At 61.5% G+C, this 17,162-nt stretch carries 18 protein-coding genes; 13 read left to right on the forward strand and 5 right to left on the reverse strand.

The annotated features are described in order from the left end of the window. Position 1: 1 nt before the first annotated feature. The 7 genes from KW824_RS10375 (at position 2) to nqrM (ending at position 5,848) form a co-directional block, all read left to right on the forward strand. Positions 2–1,231, forward strand: coding sequence for an NADH:ubiquinone reductase (Na(+)-transporting) subunit B (locus KW824_RS10375; protein WP_042649549.1), 1,230 nt, complete (start codon positions 2–4; stop codon positions 1,229–1,231). After that, entirely contained in the window at positions 1,221–2,009 is a 789-nt protein-coding gene (locus KW824_RS10380; RefSeq protein WP_025327949.1) for a Na(+)-translocating NADH-quinone reductase subunit C, read from the forward strand. The genes KW824_RS10375 and KW824_RS10380 overlap by 11 nt, the downstream gene beginning before the upstream one ends. Beyond that, on the forward strand, positions 2,002–2,634 hold the full coding sequence (locus KW824_RS10385; RefSeq protein ID WP_005330711.1) for an NADH:ubiquinone reductase (Na(+)-transporting) subunit D: 633 nt from the start codon (positions 2,002–2,004) through the stop codon (positions 2,632–2,634). The genes KW824_RS10380 and KW824_RS10385 overlap by 8 nt, the downstream gene beginning before the upstream one ends. Positions 2,635–2,637: 3 nt before the next feature. Next, entirely contained in the window at positions 2,638–3,234 is a 597-nt protein-coding gene (gene nqrE / locus KW824_RS10390) for an NADH:ubiquinone reductase (Na(+)-transporting) subunit E (protein WP_005330713.1), read from the forward strand. Positions 3,235–3,251: 17 nt separating this feature from the next. Beyond that, entirely contained in the window at positions 3,252–4,475 is a 1,224-nt protein-coding gene (gene nqrF / locus KW824_RS10395; RefSeq protein WP_005330715.1) for an NADH:ubiquinone reductase (Na(+)-transporting) subunit F, read from the forward strand. Between the two features lie 3 nt (positions 4,476–4,478). Beyond that, positions 4,479–5,522 carry an FAD:protein FMN transferase gene (locus KW824_RS10400; protein WP_042649548.1) on the forward strand — a complete coding sequence of 348 codons (1,044 nt, stop codon included), beginning with the start codon at positions 4,479–4,481 and terminating at the stop codon, positions 5,520–5,522. 101 nt (positions 5,523–5,623) lie between these two features. After that, positions 5,624–5,848 (forward strand): (Na+)-NQR maturation NqrM, encoded by a 225-nt coding sequence (nqrM, locus tag KW824_RS10405; protein ID WP_005330718.1) that lies wholly within the window; start codon positions 5,624–5,626, stop codon positions 5,846–5,848. Between the two features lie 73 nt (positions 5,849–5,921). On the opposite strand, the gene KW824_RS10410 is transcribed toward nqrM, so the two are convergent. Further along, entirely contained in the window at positions 5,922–6,131 is a 210-nt protein-coding gene (locus KW824_RS10410; RefSeq protein ID WP_042649547.1) for a hypothetical protein, read from the reverse strand. A 287-nt stretch (positions 6,132–6,418) separates the two neighbouring features. Here KW824_RS10410 and dinB point away from each other — a divergent pair, with 287 nt between their 5' ends. From dinB to rlmM, 6 genes are all read left to right on the forward strand, one after another. Next, positions 6,419–7,471, forward strand: a complete 1,053-nt coding sequence (gene dinB / locus KW824_RS10415) for a DNA polymerase IV (protein WP_043130924.1) — start codon at positions 6,419–6,421, stop codon at positions 7,469–7,471. Between the two features lie 66 nt (positions 7,472–7,537). Then, positions 7,538–9,673: a methyl-accepting chemotaxis protein gene (locus KW824_RS10420; RefSeq protein WP_218409735.1), complete on the forward strand. Its 2,136-nt coding sequence runs from the start codon at positions 7,538–7,540 to the stop codon at positions 9,671–9,673. Between the two features lie 282 nt (positions 9,674–9,955). Beyond that, a complete protein-coding gene (locus KW824_RS10425; protein ID WP_042649544.1) occupies positions 9,956–10,876 on the forward strand; it encodes a transcriptional regulator GcvA in 921 nt (306 codons plus the stop codon). A gap of 4 nt (positions 10,877–10,880) precedes the next feature. Continuing rightward, positions 10,881–11,519, forward strand: coding sequence for an alpha/beta family hydrolase (locus tag KW824_RS10430; protein WP_371316615.1), 639 nt, complete (start codon positions 10,881–10,883; stop codon positions 11,517–11,519). Between the two features lie 34 nt (positions 11,520–11,553). Beyond that, on the forward strand, positions 11,554–11,940 hold the full coding sequence (locus KW824_RS10435; RefSeq protein ID WP_218409737.1) for a DUF423 domain-containing protein: 387 nt from the start codon (positions 11,554–11,556) through the stop codon (positions 11,938–11,940). After that, positions 11,933–13,027 carry a 23S rRNA (cytidine(2498)-2'-O)-methyltransferase RlmM gene (rlmM, locus tag KW824_RS10440; protein WP_025327941.1) on the forward strand — a complete coding sequence of 365 codons (1,095 nt, stop codon included), beginning with the start codon at positions 11,933–11,935 and terminating at the stop codon, positions 13,025–13,027. Before KW824_RS10435 ends, rlmM begins: the two co-directional genes overlap by 8 nt. A gap of 81 nt (positions 13,028–13,108) precedes the next feature. On the opposite strand, the gene KW824_RS10445 is transcribed toward rlmM, so the two are convergent. The 4 genes from KW824_RS10445 to ppnN all read right to left on the reverse strand — a co-directional run bounded on the left by KW824_RS10445 (position 13,109) and on the right by ppnN (position 17,119). Then, a complete protein-coding gene (locus KW824_RS10445; RefSeq protein WP_043130933.1) occupies positions 13,109–13,552 on the reverse strand; it encodes a hypothetical protein in 444 nt (147 codons plus the stop codon). Between the two features lie 119 nt (positions 13,553–13,671). Continuing rightward, a complete protein-coding gene (locus KW824_RS10450; protein WP_005330735.1) occupies positions 13,672–14,679 on the reverse strand; it encodes an isocitrate dehydrogenase in 1,008 nt (335 codons plus the stop codon). Between the two features lie 142 nt (positions 14,680–14,821). Further along, a complete protein-coding gene (xni, locus tag KW824_RS10455; RefSeq protein WP_218409738.1) occupies positions 14,822–15,631 on the reverse strand; it encodes a flap endonuclease Xni in 810 nt (269 codons plus the stop codon). 132 nt (positions 15,632–15,763) lie between these two features. Then, positions 15,764–17,119, reverse strand: a complete 1,356-nt coding sequence (gene ppnN, locus KW824_RS10460; RefSeq protein WP_041206266.1) for a nucleotide 5'-monophosphate nucleosidase PpnN — start codon at positions 17,117–17,119, stop codon at positions 15,764–15,766. Positions 17,120–17,162: the final 43 nt, after the last annotated feature.

Below are 17,162 nucleotides of genomic sequence, written 5' to 3' on the forward strand. Positions count from 1 at the left end.
GATGAGTTTCAAGCAACTTCTTGAAAATATGGAACATCACTTCGAGCCGGGTGGCAAGTACGCCAAGTACTATGCCCTGTTCGAGGCGGCGTATACCCTGTTTTATACCCCCGGGTCCGTGACCCGCAATGCCGCCCACGTCCGTGATGCGATCGATCTGAAGCGCATGATGATCATGGTGTGGCTGGCCGTGTTCCCGGCCATGTTCTGGGGCATGTACAACGTCGGCAATCAGTCCATCGCCGCCATCGCCCATCTGGGCAGCGCGGCCGGTGCCGATACCTGGCAATACACCATAGCGACCCTGCTGGGTGCCTCGCTGGATCCGGCCGTGGCCGGCATCGGCAGCAAGATGCTGATCGGTGCGGCGCACTTCCTGCCCATCTACCTGACCGTGTTCCTGGTCGGTGGCTTCTGGGAAGTGCTGTTCGCCATGGTGCGCAAGCACGAGATCAACGAAGGCTTCTTCGTGACCTCCATCCTGTTCGCCCTGATAGTGCCGCCCGAGCTGCCCTTGTGGCAAGCCGCGCTCGGCATTACCTTCGGCGTGGTGCTGGCCAAGGAAGTGTTCGGCGGTACCGGCAAGAACTTCCTGAACCCGGCCCTGGCGGGTCGTGCGTTCCTGTTCTTCGCCTACCCGGGTCAAATCTCCGGCGATGCCGTCTGGGTGGCCGTTGACGGCTATTCGGGCGCGACTGCACTGAGCCAGTGGGCCCAGGGCGGCCAGATGGCGCTGATCAACGGTGCCACCGGCGAAGCCATCAGCTGGATGGATGCCTTCCTCGGCAACCTGCCAGGTTCCATCGGTGAAGTCTCCACCCTGATGATCCTCATCGGTGCGGCCATGATCGTCTACATGCGGATCGCCTCCTGGCGCATCATCGCCGGTGTGATGATCGGCATGGTGGCGACCTCCCTGCTGTTCAACGTCATCGGCTCCGATACCAACCCCATGTTCAGCATGCCGTGGCATTGGCATCTGGTGCTGGGCGGCTTCGCCTTCGGCATGGCCTTCATGGCAACCGATCCTGTTTCCGCCGCCTTTACCAACAAGGGCAAGTGGTGGTACGGCGCCCTCATCGGCGTCATGGTCGTGCTGATCCGTGTCGTGAACCCCGCGTTCCCGGAAGGCATGATGCTGGCCATTCTGTTTGCCAACCTGTTTGCCCCCTTGTTTGACCATTTCGTGGCGCAGGCGAACATCAAGCGGAGGATCGCACGTGGCGTTTAATAAAGACTCTACTACCGGCACTCTCGCCGTAGTGACCGGTCTGTGTCTGGTCTGCTCCATCGTGGTCTCCGTGGCCGCCGTGGGTCTGCGTCCGGCCCAGCTGGAAAACAAGGCGCTGGACAAGCAAAGCAACATCTTGTCCGTTGCCGGTGTCGATGTCAGCTCGGTAGCCAAGCGTGACCTGGCCCAGCTGTATGGCGACAAGATTGAAGCGCGTCTGGTGGATCTGGCCACCGGTGAATTTGTTGACGGCGATGCCGACAACTTCGACACCAAGCTGGCGGCCAAAGATCCGGCCAAGAGTGTTCGCCTGGCGCCTGCCGACGACAAGGCCGGTCTGCGTCAGATCTCCAAGCTGATCCCGGTGTTCTTCGCGAAGGATGCCGAGGGCAAGGTCGACAACATCATCCTGCCGATCTACGGCCAGGGTCTGTGGTCCACCATGTATGCCTTCGTGGCGGTAGCGGCCGATGGCCAGACCATCAAGGGCATCACCTACTATGACCACGGTGAAACCCCGGGTCTGGGCGGCGAGATCGAGAACCCGGCCTGGCGCGAGCTGTTCGTCGGCAAGAAGTTGTTCGATCAGGACGGTCAGCCTGCGCTGCGGGTGATCAAGGGCCATGCTCCGGCTGGTTCCGAGCATGAAATCGACGGCCTGTCTGGCGCAACCCTGACCGGTAATGGCGTACAGCACACCTTCGACTTCTGGATGGGCCCCAAGGGCTTCGGTCCCTTCTTGGCCAAGGTACGTGCAGGAGAAATCAACAATGGCTGACAAGAGCGAAATGAAAAAATTGCTGTTGACGCCTGTGCTCGGCAACAACCCCATCGCACTGCAGGTGCTGGGTGTCTGTTCCGCGCTGGCCGTTACCAGCCAGATGAAGACGGCGTTCGTGATGACGCTGGCCGTTACCGCGGTCACCGCCTTCTCCAACCTGTTCATCTCCCTGATCCGCAACCAGATCCCGAACAGCGTGCGGATCATCGCCCAGATGGCGGTGATTGCTTCGCTGGTTATCGTGGTTGACCAGGTGCTCAAGGCCTATGCCTATGACATCTCCAAGCAACTGTCGGTGTTCGTCGGCCTCATCATCACCAACTGCATCGTGATGGGTCGTGCCGAAGCCTATGCCATGAAGAGCGCCCCGCTGCCCTCCTTCCTGGACGGCATCGGCAACGGCCTGGGTTATGGCGCCGTGCTGCTGGTCGTGGCCACGGTGCGTGAAATCCTGGGCTCCGGCACCTGGTTCGGCATCGAGCTGCTGCCGCTGGTGAACAATGGTGGCTGGTATGTGCCTAACGGCCTGCTGCTGCTGCCGCCGAGTGCATTCTTCATCATTGGTCTGATCATCTGGGGCGTGCGCACCAAGGATCCCAAGCAGGTGGAGGCAAAGGATTAAGGTATGGAACACTATCTGAGTCTGTTGATTCGTTCGATTTTCATCGAAAACCTGGCGCTCTCCTTCTTCCTGGGGATGTGTACCTTCCTGGCGGTGTCCAAGAAGGTCAAGACCGCCATGGGCCTCGGCATTGCCGTTATCGTGGTGCAGACCGTTGCCGTTCCGGCCAACAACCTGATCTACAACTACGTGCTCAAAGACGGTGCCCTGGTCTCCGGCCTGGATCTCAGCTTCCTGAGCTTCATCACCTTCATCGGGGTGATTGCGGCCCTGGTGCAGATCCTGGAGATGGCGCTGGACAAATACTTCCCGGCGCTCTACAACGCCCTCGGCATCTTCCTGCCGCTCATCACGGTGAACTGCGCCATCTTCGGTGGTGTCTCCTTCATGGTGCAGCGTGACTACAACTTCGTGGAGTCCGTAGTCTATGGCGTGGGGTCGGGTGCAGGCTGGATGCTGGCCATTGTCGCGATGGCGGGGATCCGCGAGAAGATGAAGTACTCCGATGTTCCGGAAGGCCTGCGCGGCCTTGGCATCACCTTCATCACCGCGGGTCTGATGGCGCTGGGCTTCATGTCCTTCTCTGGTATTTCCCTGTAATCGGAAAGGAAATATAGATGGAAATTATTCTGGGTGTGGTCATGTTCACCGTGATCCTGCTGGCCTTGGTGGCAGTCATTCTGTTCGCCAAGTCCAAGCTGGTGACCGCGGGTGACGTGACAATCAGCATCAACGGCGACCCGGCCAAGGCTGTCACCAGCCCGGCGGGTGGCAAGCTGCTCGGCGTGCTCGCCGGCAGCGGTATCTTCGTATCCTCCGCCTGTGGCGGCGGCGGCTCCTGCGGTCAGTGCAAGGTGCGGGTCAAGGCCGGCGGCGGCGACATTCTGCCGACCGAGCTGGATCACATCAGCAAGGGCGAAGCCCGTCATGGCGAGCGTCTGGCCTGTCAGGTCACCGTCCGTTCCGACATGGACATCGAGCTGCCGGAAGAGATCTTCGGCGTGAAGAAGTGGGACTGTACCGTCATCTCCAATGACAACAAGGCCACCTTCATCAAGGAACTCAAGCTGCAGATCCCCGATGGCGAGAGCGTACCGTTCCGCGCCGGTGGTTATATCCAGATCGAAGCCCCTGCCCACCACGTGCAGTACAAGAACTTCGACATCCCCGAGGAGTATCGCGGGGACTGGGATCGCTTCAAGATCTTCGAGCTGGAGTCCAAGGTCAACGAGCCGATCATTCGTGCCTACTCCATGGCGAACTATCCGGAAGAGTTCGGCATCATCATGCTGAACGTGCGGATCGCGACTCCACCGCCCAGCAACTGGACTGCGCCTCCCGGCCAGATGTCCTCCTACATCTTCAGCCTGAAAGCTGGGGACAAGGTGACCATCTCAGGTCCGTTCGGCGAGTTCTTTGCCAAGGACACCGACGCCGAGATGGTGTTCATCGGTGGTGGTGCGGGTATGGCGCCGATGCGCTCCCACATCTTCGATCAGCTGCGCCGGCTCAAGACCAAGCGCAAGATGAGCTTCTGGTACGGTGCCCGTTCCAAGCGCGAGATGTTCTATGTCGAAGACTTCGACATGCTGGCCGCCGAGAACGACAACTTCCAGTGGCACGTCGCCCTGTCGGATCCGCAACCGGAAGACAACTGGGATGGCTACACCGGCTTCATCCACAACGTCTTGTTCGAGAACTACCTCAAGAACCACGAGGCGCCGGAAGATTGCGAGTTCTACATGTGTGGACCTCCCGTGATGAACGCTGCCGTCATCAACATGCTGAAAAACCTCGGCGTTGAAGACGAGAACATCCTCCTGGATGACTTTGGTGGTTAATCCATGCACAGTGTTGTAAAGACCTGGCTAGCCTTCGGGCTAGCCTTTTTCTTGACGGGGTGCGGTCAGGAATCGGTCCAATCCAAGCCGGAGATCCACATCACCGGCAGCACCATGGGCACCTACTACTCCATCAAGGTGGCGGATGCCGCCGTCACGGATGCCGCCAAGCTGCAAGCCGAGGTCGATGTCCTGCTGGAGCGGGTCAACGATCAGATGTCCACCTATCGCCCGGATTCCGAGTTGTCGCGCTTCAACCAGCACAAGGGTAGTACCCCGCTGGTGGTCTCCCGTGACACCGCTCGGGTGGTGACCGAGGCCATTCACATTGGTCGCGAGAGCCGCGGGGCGCTGGACGTCACCGTGGGCCCCCTGGTCAATCTGTGGGGCTTTGGGCCGGATGCCAAACCGACCAAGGTGCCATCCGACGAGCTTATTACCCAGACCCGGCAGAAGACGGGCCTCGGCAATCTGCATGTGGTAACCTCGGTCGACGCTGACACCCTGCAAAAGGATATCCCGGACCTCTACGTGGATCTCTCCGCCATCGCCAAGGGCTTTGGGGTGGACAAGGTGGCCGAGTACCTGGAATCCCTGGGGGCGCGCAACTACCTGGTGGAGATCGGCGGCGAGCTGCGGATCAATGGCGTCAACGGCAAGGGTCACCCCTGGCGCGTCGCCATCGAGAAGCCGACCGCCAATGCCGGCTCGGTGCAGGAGGTGATAGTGCCCGGGGACAACGGCGTCGCCACCTCGGGGGATTATCGCAACTACTACGAGCTGGATGGCAAGCGCTTCTCCCACACCATAGATCCGCTGACGGGCAAGCCCATCACCCATCGGATGGTCTCGGTCACCGTGATCCACCCTTCCTGCATGACCGCAGACGGGCTGGCCACGGCGCTGACCGTCATGGGGACTCAGAAGAGCTTGGCCTATGCCAAGGAGCGGGGTCTGGCCATCTTCGTGATCACCAAGACGGACGATGGCTTCGAGGAGGCTTACTCGGATGCCTTCAAGCCCTACCTGGCCAAGCAGCCCGGTTAATCGTCAAGAGGCAGCCATCACTCACCGGGATGGCGGTATCGAAGAATCTTGTAGCCGGATGCCGTTGAGCTGTATCTGGTTGAACAGTAAGGGGTAATACCATGCAGATCTTTCTGATCACCTTCGGGGTGTTTCTGGTGGTGGTGGTGGCCATGGCCATCGGCTACATCTTCCAGAAGAAGACCATCTCCGGCTCCTGTGGCGGTCTCGGCACCATAGGGATCGAGAAGGAGTGTGACTGCCCGGAGCCCTGCGACAATCGCAAGAAGAAGATGGCCAAGGAAGAGGCCCGTCGCAAGATGCTGGTGGATAACCGCATCCTCTGAGGGCGAACGCCCGCTTGTGGGGGCATCGAGTGCACGCGAGCCGACCCCGGGTCGGCTCGCGTTTTCATGGCGTTCAGTAATCGTATTGGCTGCAGGCCTTGTTGCGAAACTCCACCTTCCGCTTTGCCAACTCCTCCCTCGTGCCCAGCTCGTCCCCCTGCTTGATGGCCTTCTCCAGTATCTCGATACGTTCAAACAGCCAACTGCACTCGGCGGTCGGATGGTCCTTGGTCATGCCCGTCAGTGGCAGCAGCAGGCAGAGTCCCGGCCAGATTGCTCTCATCTCTCTCCTCCTTGAGTTCCATGTGGATGATGCCTTGAGAGTCTATCCGCCCGCCTCCTCCCGTGCGCTGGCAGAAATGACAGGGCTGGGGTAGCATGGGATGCTAACTGGTTATTCATACAGTGGTGTTTGACGTCTCATCATGGCTGTGACGGGGGGCACGCAACCAGGCTCTTGGTGGCGACCCTGCGAGACGTGACCTCCGGCTCACCGGGATGAGCCCTGCCTCAACCTGCACCATGTGTCGCAACCGTGCGGCAGGTGCCGACAGCTCAACAGACTCTGACATGCGCAAGATCATTCACATCGACATGGACTGCTTCTTCGCCGCGGTGGAGATGCGGGACAATCCGGCCCTACGGGAAGTACCGCTCGCCATCGGCGGCTCGGCCGACAGGCGCGGCGTCATATCCACCTGCAACTATGTGGCGCGCCGCTTCGGGGTGCGCTCCGCCATGCCGAGCGCCCTGGCCAGGAAGCTCTGTCCGCCGCTGGTGCTGATCCCCGGGCGGATGACCGTCTACAAGGAGACCTCCCGCCAGTTGCAAGCCATCTTCCTGCGCTACACAGAGCAGGTGGAGCCGCTCTCCCTCGATGAAGCCTACCTCGATGTCACTGACAGCCCCCACTGCGGCGGCAGCGCCACCCTGATGGCGGCCGAGATCCGCGCCGCCATCGCCCTCGAACTGGGGCTGACTGCCTCGGCCGGGGTGGCGCCGAACAAGTTCCTGGCCAAGCTCGCCTCCGAGCAGCGCAAGCCGGATGGCCTGTTCGTGATAAGGCCAGAGGAGGTGGACGAGTTCGTGCGCCAGCTGCCCCTTGGCAAACTGCCCGGCATCGGCCGCAAGACAGCGGAACGGCTGGAGTCCCTCGGGCTCTACTCTTGCGAGGATGCCCGCCAGCTCGGCAACGAGGAGCTGGTGAGCCGTTTCGGCAAGCTCGGGGAGATGCTCGCCGGTCGCATCTGGGGGCATGACGATCAGCCGGTGCAGGCCCGGCGGATACGCAAGAGCATAGGGGTGGAGACGACGCTCGCCAGCGACGTGCTGGATGAAGCCGCCTGCCGGGCCGTGCTCGGCCGGCTCATTCCCGAGCTGGAGCTGCGCTTTGCCAGGGCTTGCCCTGCGGAGGCGTTGATGGGGCAGGGGATCAAGCTGAAGTTTGCCGATTTCCACCAGACTACCGTCTATCGCAAGGGGAGCTACCAGGCGACCCGTTTCCACGATCTGCTGCACGAGGGGCTGCAACGGTCTCAAGGAAAACCCATTCGTCTGCTCGGGCTGGTGGTGGGACTGCCCGGGGCCGGGGAAATCAATCAACTCAGCCTGGATCTCAGTTGATTTGGTTAAGTTTTTGTTTCCAAAACCGATACAGTACTTACATCTTTAGACGTCAGGAAATGTGGCATGAGTTCTCTTTCTGTTCAGGGGCGGATCACCCTGATCGCCGGTTGTTGCCTGTTGGCCAGTGCCGCCGCACTGGTCGCCTCTTCCCTCTTCAACGCGGCGCGCATGCAGGAACAAGTGCTCACCTCCACCACCCTGGAGGGGCAGCACGCGGCAGAAAACTGGATGAAGGCCATGGGGGCCACCCAGGCGGCCAGAGTGACCAGCTACCTCGACGAGGCCTATTTCAGGGCCACCCTGCTGGCGGAGGGCATCCTGTTCCAGCGCAAGAACGCGGCGGACAACTTCGTTCACTCCGAGGCGCTGCGCAGTGCCGTGAACCAGCAGTTGCAGGACGCGGCGGAGTCGTCGGCCAATCTGCTCGGGGTCTATGCGGTATTCGAACCCAACCAGCTCGATGGGGAAGATGACAACTATCAGGGCTCGACGGCGCTCGGAGCCAACGACAAGGGACGCTTCTCCAGCTACTGGGCCAGAGTCGATGGCAAGGTGACCCTGGAGGTGATGGACGAGGCGCTGCTGGCCAACGACAAGCCGTCCGGGCACGGCGGCCTGGAGAATGACTGGTACAGCTGCAGCATTCGCAGTAAGGCTCTCTGTCTGCTCGATCCCTATGTGGACGAGGTGGGCTCCCGGCAGGTGCTGATGACCTCGGTGACGGCCCCCTTGCTGGAGCAGGGCAATCTGCTCGGCATGGTCGGGGTCGACATCTCGCTGGCCACCTTGCAAAGCCTGGTGGAGGAGATGGACAAGACGCTCTATGACGGGCAGGGCAAGGTGCTGCTGCTCAGTCACGAGGGGCGGGTGGCCGGGGTCGAAGGGTTCAAGGTCGCCCTTGGGGATACCTTGGCGCAGCAGGGGTTGGCGGCGGATCTCAACAGCTGGCTCGCCAAGGGGGAGGTAGTCACGCGCTGGAGCCCGGATGGCGCACTGTTGCAGACCTTCGTGCCGGTCAGCATGCGCGGGACGGATCGTCAGTGGGGCATCTACATCGAACTGCCCCGGGCCGTGGTGCTCGCCTCCGCCCTGCAACTGCAGGATGAGCTGGAGACCCAGTCCCAGCGCAGCGTCGCCACCCAGCTGCTGATCGGCGGGGCCATCTCAGCCCTTGCCCTGCTCTGCATCTGGCTGATGGCCCAGCGCATCGTCGCTCCCATCCGCACCGTGGTGGCCCGCCTCAAGGACATCGCCAGCGGCGAGGGTGATCTGACCCAGCGCATCGACCTGCGTCGCGATGATGAGATCGGCGAGCTGGCGAAGTGGTTCAACAACTTCCTGGACAAGCTGCAGTCCACCATCAGCCAGGTGATCGATACCGTGGCCGGTACCCGGGCCAGCGCGGCGCTGGCGGCGCAAGGGGCCGCTCGTACCAGTGCCGGCATGCAAGCCCAGTATCAGGAGGTGGATCTGGTGGCGACGGCGTTCGAGGAGCTGAGCGCCACCGCCCTGCAGGTCGCGGGCAATGCCAGCTCGGCAGTGAGCGCGGCCAACCAGGCGGACATGGCGGCCCAGGAGGGCAAATCCGTGGTCGCCGATACCCAGCAGGCGATGTCCAGGCTGATGGCGGTGATCAGCGATGCCAAGCCCGTGGTGGAGCGGCTGGCCGCCAACAGCGACAACATCAACGATATCCTCGTCGTCATTCAGGGAATAGCCGAGCAGACCAACCTGCTGGCGCTCAATGCCGCCATCGAGGCGGCGCGGGCCGGTGAACAGGGTCGCGGCTTTGCGGTGGTGGCCGACGAGGTGCGCAACCTGGCCGGTCGCACCCAGAATGCCATCATCGAGATCCAGACGCTGATCACCGAGCTGCAGTCGGGCACCGAGGCGGTGGTCAAGGCGATCATGACGGGCCACAGCCAGGCGGATGTGACGCTTGGCAAGGTGGAGCTGTCGGTCAGCGTGCTGGAGCAGATCATCCAGGCGGTCGGCACCATCCATCAGATGAACGAGCAGATAGCCAGGGCGGCCCAAGAGCAGAGCGGAGTGGCGGACGAGATCAATCGCAACGTCAGCAATATTCGCGATGTGAGCCACACCATCCGGGCCGAGGCGGCGAGCTCTGCCGACAACGGACGCGAGTTGTCGCAACTGGCGGATAAACAGCAGCAACTGGTGGGGCAGTTCAGGGTATAGAGATAAGAAAAAAGGCGCCATCCAACCGGAGGCGCCAAACACATTCAGATGACAGACTGGGTTAAATCGCATCGATTTAGCCCTTCTTCCCGCAGAGGAAGAAACACAACACCACAACCGTTGTCGGCCCACTCACAAAAACCACATGTAAACCAACATGGAAGAGAAGGTGTGAGCCATATGGCAACGGATTGCGTGGCGAATTATGTTTATTCACTGGTCGACCCGCAACCGACAATTTATAATGCGCCCCATTAGAAAAACTCATCGTCGGCTGGTGTCATGTCTCGTCGTTTACCCCCGCTCAATGCCCTGAAGGCATTCGAAGCAGCGGCTCGCCACTTAAGCTTTACCCGCGCAGCAGAAGAGTTGTTTGTGACTCAGGCCGCCATCAGTCACCAGATCAAGGCGCTGGAGGAGTACCTCGGCATCAAGCTGTTCCGTCGCAAGAACCGCTCCCTGCTGCTGACCGAGGAGGGGCAGAGCTACTTCCTCGACATCAAGGACATCTTCGCCTCCATCTCCGAGGCCACCGACAAGCTGCTGGCCCGCAGCGCCAAGGGGGCGCTCACCGTCTCCCTGCAGCCGAGTTTCGCCATCCAGTGGCTGGTGCCTAGGCTGGTGAAGTTCAGCGAGCGTCACCCCGACATCGATGTGCGGATCAAAGCGGTGGACATGGACGAGGGATCCCTGACCGACGACGTGGACGTGGCCATCTACTACGGCCGTGGCAACTGGCCCGGACTGCGCTCTGACAAGTTGCATACCGAGTACCTGATCCCGGTCTGTTCACCGCTGCTGCTGACCGGCCCCAAGCCCCTGCGCACCCCGGAGGATCTGACCAGGCACACCCTGCTGCACGACACCTCCCGACGCGACTGGAAGGCCTGGTTCCGTCAGCTCGACATCGACGCCCCGAACGTCAACCAGGGGCCCATCTTCAGCCACTCCACCATGGTGATCCAGGCGGCGATCCACGGTCAGGGGGTGGCGCTCGGTCACAGCGTGCTGGCCCAGCCCGAGATCGAAGCGGGCCGCCTCATCTGCCCGTTCGAGCAGGTGCTGGTGAGCAAGAATGCCTTCTACCTGGTGTGCCAGGAACAGCAGTCCGATCAGGGCAAGATAGTGGCCTTCCGCGACTGGATGCTGGAGCTGGTGGAGCAGGAGGAGGCCCGTCGCCGGGCCCGTCTCGCCGATGCCTGAGGGGATGGATGTGACAAGAGAGGGGGCGAGCGACGCCCCCGTTCGCATTCTGCTGGCCCACGGTGCGGGCGCCGGCATGGATCATGCCTTTCTCGCCGAGCTGTCGCGCCTGCTGGCGGGGCCGGATATCGAGGTGGTGCGCTTCAACTTTCCCTACATGAGCAAGCGGGCCCTGGACGGCAAGCGCAGGCCGCCGGACCGGCAGCCCGTGCTGCTCGCCCACTGGCGCGAGATGGTGCGTGCGTTTGCCCACCCCAGGTTGTTTCTGGCGGGCAAGTCCATGGGGGGGCGGATGGCGGTCGAGCTCTATCACGAAGGGGGCGACGAGATGAATGCTGCAGGATTGCTCATTCTCGGGTATCCTTTCCACCCCCCGGCCAGCCCCGACCGCTGGCGGGGTGAGGTGCTCAAGCAGATCACGACGCCGACCCTGCTGCTGCAGGGGGAGCGCGACACCTTTGGCTCTCGCGCCGAGCTGGCCGATTTCCCCTTCTCCTCCGCCGTATCGGTCCACTGGCTGACCGATGGGGATCATGGCTTCAAGCCGAGGAAGGCCAGCGGCGTGAGCGAGCAGGAGAACCTGCGCGAGGCTGCGGAGCGGATCAAGGAGTTTATCGCGGCGACCCCGTCCCGGTGCGTCTGAAGGGATGGCCGCGCGCAGAGAACGAGGATAGAGGATGCAAGTCCATCGACATTGGCTGGTGCTGGCGGGTTGTTTCGGCCTGACGGCCACCATGCTGGGAGCCTATGGGGCTCACGGGCTGGCGGCGACCGGCATAGCCCCTTCACTGCTGGCTGCGTTCAACACCGCGGTGCAGTATCAGTTTTTTCACGCCCTGGCCCTGCTGGTGCTGGGGTGGTGCGGTGTGCGTAGCAAGGTGATTACCTTTGCAGGCACGACCTTTGTGCTGGGGATCCTGGGATTCTCCGGCAGTATTTACGCCATGGTGCTGCTTGGCAGCAAGGGGCTGGGGTTCATCACCCCGGCCGGTGGCCTCTGTTTTATGTTGGGATGGGCGGCTCTGATATGGGCCGGCTGTCGTCTTGGAGGAAAAAATGAATAATCTGCTGCTTTATTGCCGCCCGGGTTTTGAGAAAGAGGCGGCGGCAGAGATCACCGAACGAGCCAGCAACATGCAGTGCTACGGCTTCGCCCGGGTCAAGGACGACAGCGGTTACGTGATTTTTGAGCTGTATGACGAGGAGCAGGCGGATCTGCTGGCCCGCAAGCTGCCGTTCCGTGAACTCATCTTCATCCGCCAGATGCTGGTGGTGACCCATGAGCTGAAGGATCTGGACCTCTCCGATCGGGTTTCCCCCATCATAGAGGCGACCCGTGACTATGCCATCTGTGGCGATCTGCGGGTGGAAACGGCCGATACCAACGAGGCGAAGGAGCTCTCTGCCTTCTGCCGCAAGTTCACCGTGCCGCTGCGCCAGGCGCTGCGCGGCAACGAGATCCTGACCAAGAAGGAGACGCCGCACCGTCCGGTGTTCCACGCCTTCTTCATGGCCAATGATCACCTGTTGCTGGGGTACTCCTACTCCTTCAACAACTCCGAATTCCACATGGGCATTCCGCGCCTGCGCTGCCCGCCGGACGCCCCGAGCCGCTCCAGCCTCAAGCTGGAAGAGGCCTTCTATGTGTTCGTGCCGCGGGAAGAGTGGGAGCTGCGTCTCACCTCCGGCATGAAGGCCGTCGATCTGGGCGCCTGCCCGGGCGGCTGGACCTATCAGCTGGTGCGCCGTGGCATGATGGTGACCGCGGTGGACAACGGCTCCATGGCCCAGTCTCTGATGGATACCGGCCAGGTCAAGCACATTCGCGATGACGGCTTCGTCTGGCGGCCAGGCAAGAAGAACACCTACTGGCTGGTGTGTGACATGGTGGACAAGCCGGCGCGGGTGGTTCACATGATCGCCGACTGGTTCAGGGAGAACGACTGCCAGGAGGCCATGTTCAACCTCAAGCTGCCGATGAAGAAGCGCTATGCCGAGGCGGTGCACAATATCGAGGTGCTGCGGGAGATGCTCAAGGAGATCGACAATGCGTTCGTGATCCAGGCCAAGCAGCTCTACCACGATCGCGAAGAGATCACGGTGCACGTCTACAACAAGTTCTGGGTCTCCAAGCTCGAACCCAAGTCCTGATTCGGGCACCCGCGTCACCTGGGGTGACGCCAAAAAAACCGGACGGGGGTAGCCCCGTCCGGTTTTTGCTTTCTGGCGCCCTCAGAAGCGGTAGTCGAAACGCATCATGGACTCGTCATTGGTGATCTTGAGCTCGACCTGAAGCGGAATGGTCTTGTCGGTGGGGTTGAACTGCATCTTGACGCCGTCACCCCGGAGTTTGACCGCCGTGTTGATACCGCCGGCATTGAACTTGATCCTGGGTTTGTGCTTTTCGAAGGAGAGGCTCACGCTCTTCTCGGCCGTCAGATTGAGTTTCTGGTAGGCCGTGATCCGCTGGGTGCCGTTGCTGTCGGTCATGATGTCCACGCCGAGGGAGAGCGGCTTGGGGCTCTTGAGCAGGTCGTTGGTATCTATGGTGGACCGCCAGGTCTGCTTGGCCGGTTGCTCGAACTGAGGGGGCGGTGTCAACCAGGCGTTGTCGATGGGCCTGTCTAATGCCATGGTACTGCTGCTGAAGATCAGCAAGATGAAGGTAGCACGCATAGTGGATCTCCTTATCCCTCATATGAACATAGTATTCATCTGACGAGGGAGGTAGGGGGATCCTGCATAAAACGAAGGGAGCCGAAGCTCCCTTTTTAAATCAATCAGTTAGATATGATTTATAGACGGTCTATGATGGCCTGGGTGAATTCGCTGGTGGAGGCCGTGCCCCCCAGATCCCGGGTCACCCGATCACCGGATTCGATGGTCGCCCGTACTGCCTCGCGGATGCGTTCGGCCTTGTCCTGCATGCCGAGGTATTCCAGCATCTGGATGGAGGCGAGGATCACCGAGGTCGGGTTGGCGATGTTCTTGCCGGCGATGTCCGGCGCCGAGCCGTGTACCGCTTCGAAGATGGCGGCGCCCTCACCGATGTTGGCTCCTGGAGCCATGCCTAAGCCCCCCACCAGACCAGCGCAGAGATCCGAGAGGATGTCGCCGAACAGGTTGGTGGTGACCATCACATCGAACCGCTCCGGGTACATCACCAGGTTCATGCAGGCGGCGTCGACGATCATCTCTTCGTTCTGGATATCCGGATAGCGGGCAGCCACCTCGCGCGCCACTTCCAGGAACAGACCGGAGGTGGACTTGAGGATGTTGGCCTTGTGGATGATGGTGACCTTCTTGCGCCCTTCCTGGCGCGCCAGCTCGAAGGCGAAGGTGACGATGCGTTCAGCCCCGTCGCGGGTGATGATGCTCATCGCCTCGGCGCTCTGGTTGTCATCGCTGCGCTTCTGGCCGGCGCCCGAGTACATACCCTCTGTGTTTTCACGCACCGTGATGATGTCGATGTTGTCGTAACGGCTCCTGGTGCCCTTGAAGGAGATCACCGGACGCACGTTGGCGTAGAGGTTGAACTTCTTGCGCAGGGAGACGTTGATGGAGGTGAAGCCGCCGCCGACCGGCGTGGTGAGCGGGCCCTTCAGGCTGACCTTGTTCTTCTCAATCAAATCGAGCGTGGCCTGGGGCAGCAGCTCGCCGTGCTTCTCCAGCGCGACCAGACCGGCATCGGCATAGTCATAGTCAAAATCACAGCCGGCGTGGGTCAGGATCTGGATGGCGGATTCGATGATGCTGGGGCCTATGCCGTCGCCCGGAATGACGGTAATTTTTCTTTTTGACATGAGACGTATCCACTTCTAGGGAACAGAGGGGGAGGATTCGGCGGTTTTATACCATTTTTGCACCACTTCCTCCATGTTTCTTTACATTTTTCCCATTTATGTCAACAGGCACGGCCTGTTTCGGGGAATTGTGTGCCGGGGATCACGCCTCCGAATCGGGCTCGGGTGGATAGCGGATCTCCCGCAGATTGAAACCGAGGGGAATGTCCTGCTGCAGCCGCACCAGCCGCTGGGCAAGCAGAGCCTCTTCCCGGTTCTGGCGCAATTTGAGCAGAGGCTTGCCCGCGTCTTCTTGCTGGCAGGCGTCCAGCATGGCGGCCAGATCGCCATATTGCTGCAACAGCTGGGTCGCCGTCTTTGGCCCTATGCCCGGCACGCCCTTGATATTGGAACCGCCAATGCCGGTCAGGGCCCAGAAGTCCACCAGCTGCGCAGGGGCGACGCCATATTGCTGCCGGACGAAGGCCTCATCCAGCCAGCGCTTGTTGAAGTAATCTCGCACCCGGATCTGCGGGCAGATGAGCTGGCAGAAGCCCTTGTCGGTGGAGATGATGGTGGCCCTGGCACCGTGCTGGGCAATGCCGCTGGCCAGGGTGGCGATGAGATCGTCCGCCTCGTCGGTCTGGGAGAGCAGGGCATCCACACCGCACTCCCAGAAGGCGTCCTGCAAGTCGGCCAGCCCCTCCCTCAGCTCCTGTGGCATGGGAGTGCGCCCCTCCTTGTAGGCCGGATAGATCTCCTTGCGCCAGCTGTGCACCTCGCCGTCAAACACGGCGATGACATGGGTCGGCTCGCTGCCGGTCAGCAGTTTCTTGCAGGTATTGATGAGGTTGGCGCGGGTGGCGATCAGGGCCTGGGCCGGGGTCAGTGCCTGCTGGGCCTGCACCGCGTGCAGACGGCGGATGAGGTTGAGGGCATCGATGATGAGCAGGTGTGGCCTGAGGTGTTGCATGGCAGGGAGCACTCTTGGCGGTCGGGACGGCCCATTGTAACAAGGGATGGGCGTCATGCTAACCCCGGACGCCAGGGCCGGGAAGTGAAGGAGGGGCACTGGGCCCCTCCTGTCATCACGGGCGCTGCGCCCTTATTTCACGATTTCGTAGCAGGGGATGTACTGGCTGCCAGGCAGCTTCATGCGCTGCTGCCTGACGAAGCTCTCCAGCAGCCTGTCCATCAGGTGCATCAGCTCCTTGTCGCCGTGCAGCTTGAAGGGGCCCTTCTTCTCGATGGCGCGAATGCCTCCCTCCTTGACGTTGCCGGCGACGATGCCGGAGAAGGCGCGCCTCAGGTTGGCCGCCAGCAGTTGGGGCGGCTGGTTGCGGTGCAGATCCAGGCTTGCCATGCTGGCGTGATCCGGCTCGAACGGCAGCTGGAATTCCGGCTCTATGCGCAAGGACCAGTTGAAGGAGTAGGCATCCCCCACCGATTTGCGGTATTCGCGGATCTTCGGCATCGCCTCCTTCATCACGCGCGCCACTTCCGGGGCATCCCCGACGATGATGCGGTAGAGGCTGGTGGCCGGTTCACCCAGGGTGGCCTTGACGAAGTCGTCGATGGCGCGGAAGTAGTCGGCGCTCTCCTTCGGCCCGGTCAGTATGATGGGCATGGGCTGCCGCTCGTTGGCCGGGTGCATCATGATGCCGAGCAGATAGAGCAGCTCCTCGGCAGTGCCGACCCCGCCCGGGAAGATGATGATGCCGTGTCCCAGACGCACGAAGGCCTCCAGTCGCTTCTCGATGTCCGGCAGTATCACCAGCTCGTTGACGATGGGGTTCGGCGGTTCGGCGGCGATGATGGAGGGTTCGGTGAGGCCGATGTAGCGGCCATTGCGCACCCGCTGCTTGGCGTGGCCGACGGCGGCCCCCTTCATGGGCCCTTCCATGGCTCCAGGCCCGCAGCCGGTGCAGATGTTGAGCTCTCGCAGGCCCAGCTCGCTGCCCACGGCGCGAGTGTACTGGTACTCTACCTCGTTGATGGAGTGACCGCCCCAGCAGACCACCAGGTTGGGGTCAGCCCCCGGCAGGATCGCCTTGGCGTTGCGCAGGATGGCGAACACCACATTGGAGATGTGGGTGGAGTTGGTCAGGTTGACCAGGCGGTTGGATTCCAGCTGGGTCGAGACATAGAGGATGTCGCGCAGCACGGAGAACAGGTGCTCCTGGATGCCGCGAATGATCTCGCCGTCGACGAAGGCGTGCTCGGGGGCGTTGAACAGCTCGAGTTTGACCCCGCGCTCGCGCCGGATCACATGAATGTCGAAGGACTTGAAGCGCTCCAGTATCTCTTTGGAGCTGTCGGTGTGGCTGCCGGAGTTGAGCACCGCCAGCGAGCAGTTGCGAAACAGTTGATAGATATCGCTGGAGGCGGTCTGCTTGAGGCGATCCACCTCAAGTTGGGACAGCAGGTCCATGCTGCCCACGGGATTGATGTGTGTAATCATAATTTCCCCTTTCACTCGCTTGTTATCGTTGTGCTTTCCCTGG

The organism is Aeromonas sp. sif0611 (assembly GCF_019218845.1).
GTDB classification, from domain to species: domain Bacteria; phylum Pseudomonadota; class Gammaproteobacteria; order Enterobacterales; family Aeromonadaceae; genus Aeromonas; species Aeromonas media.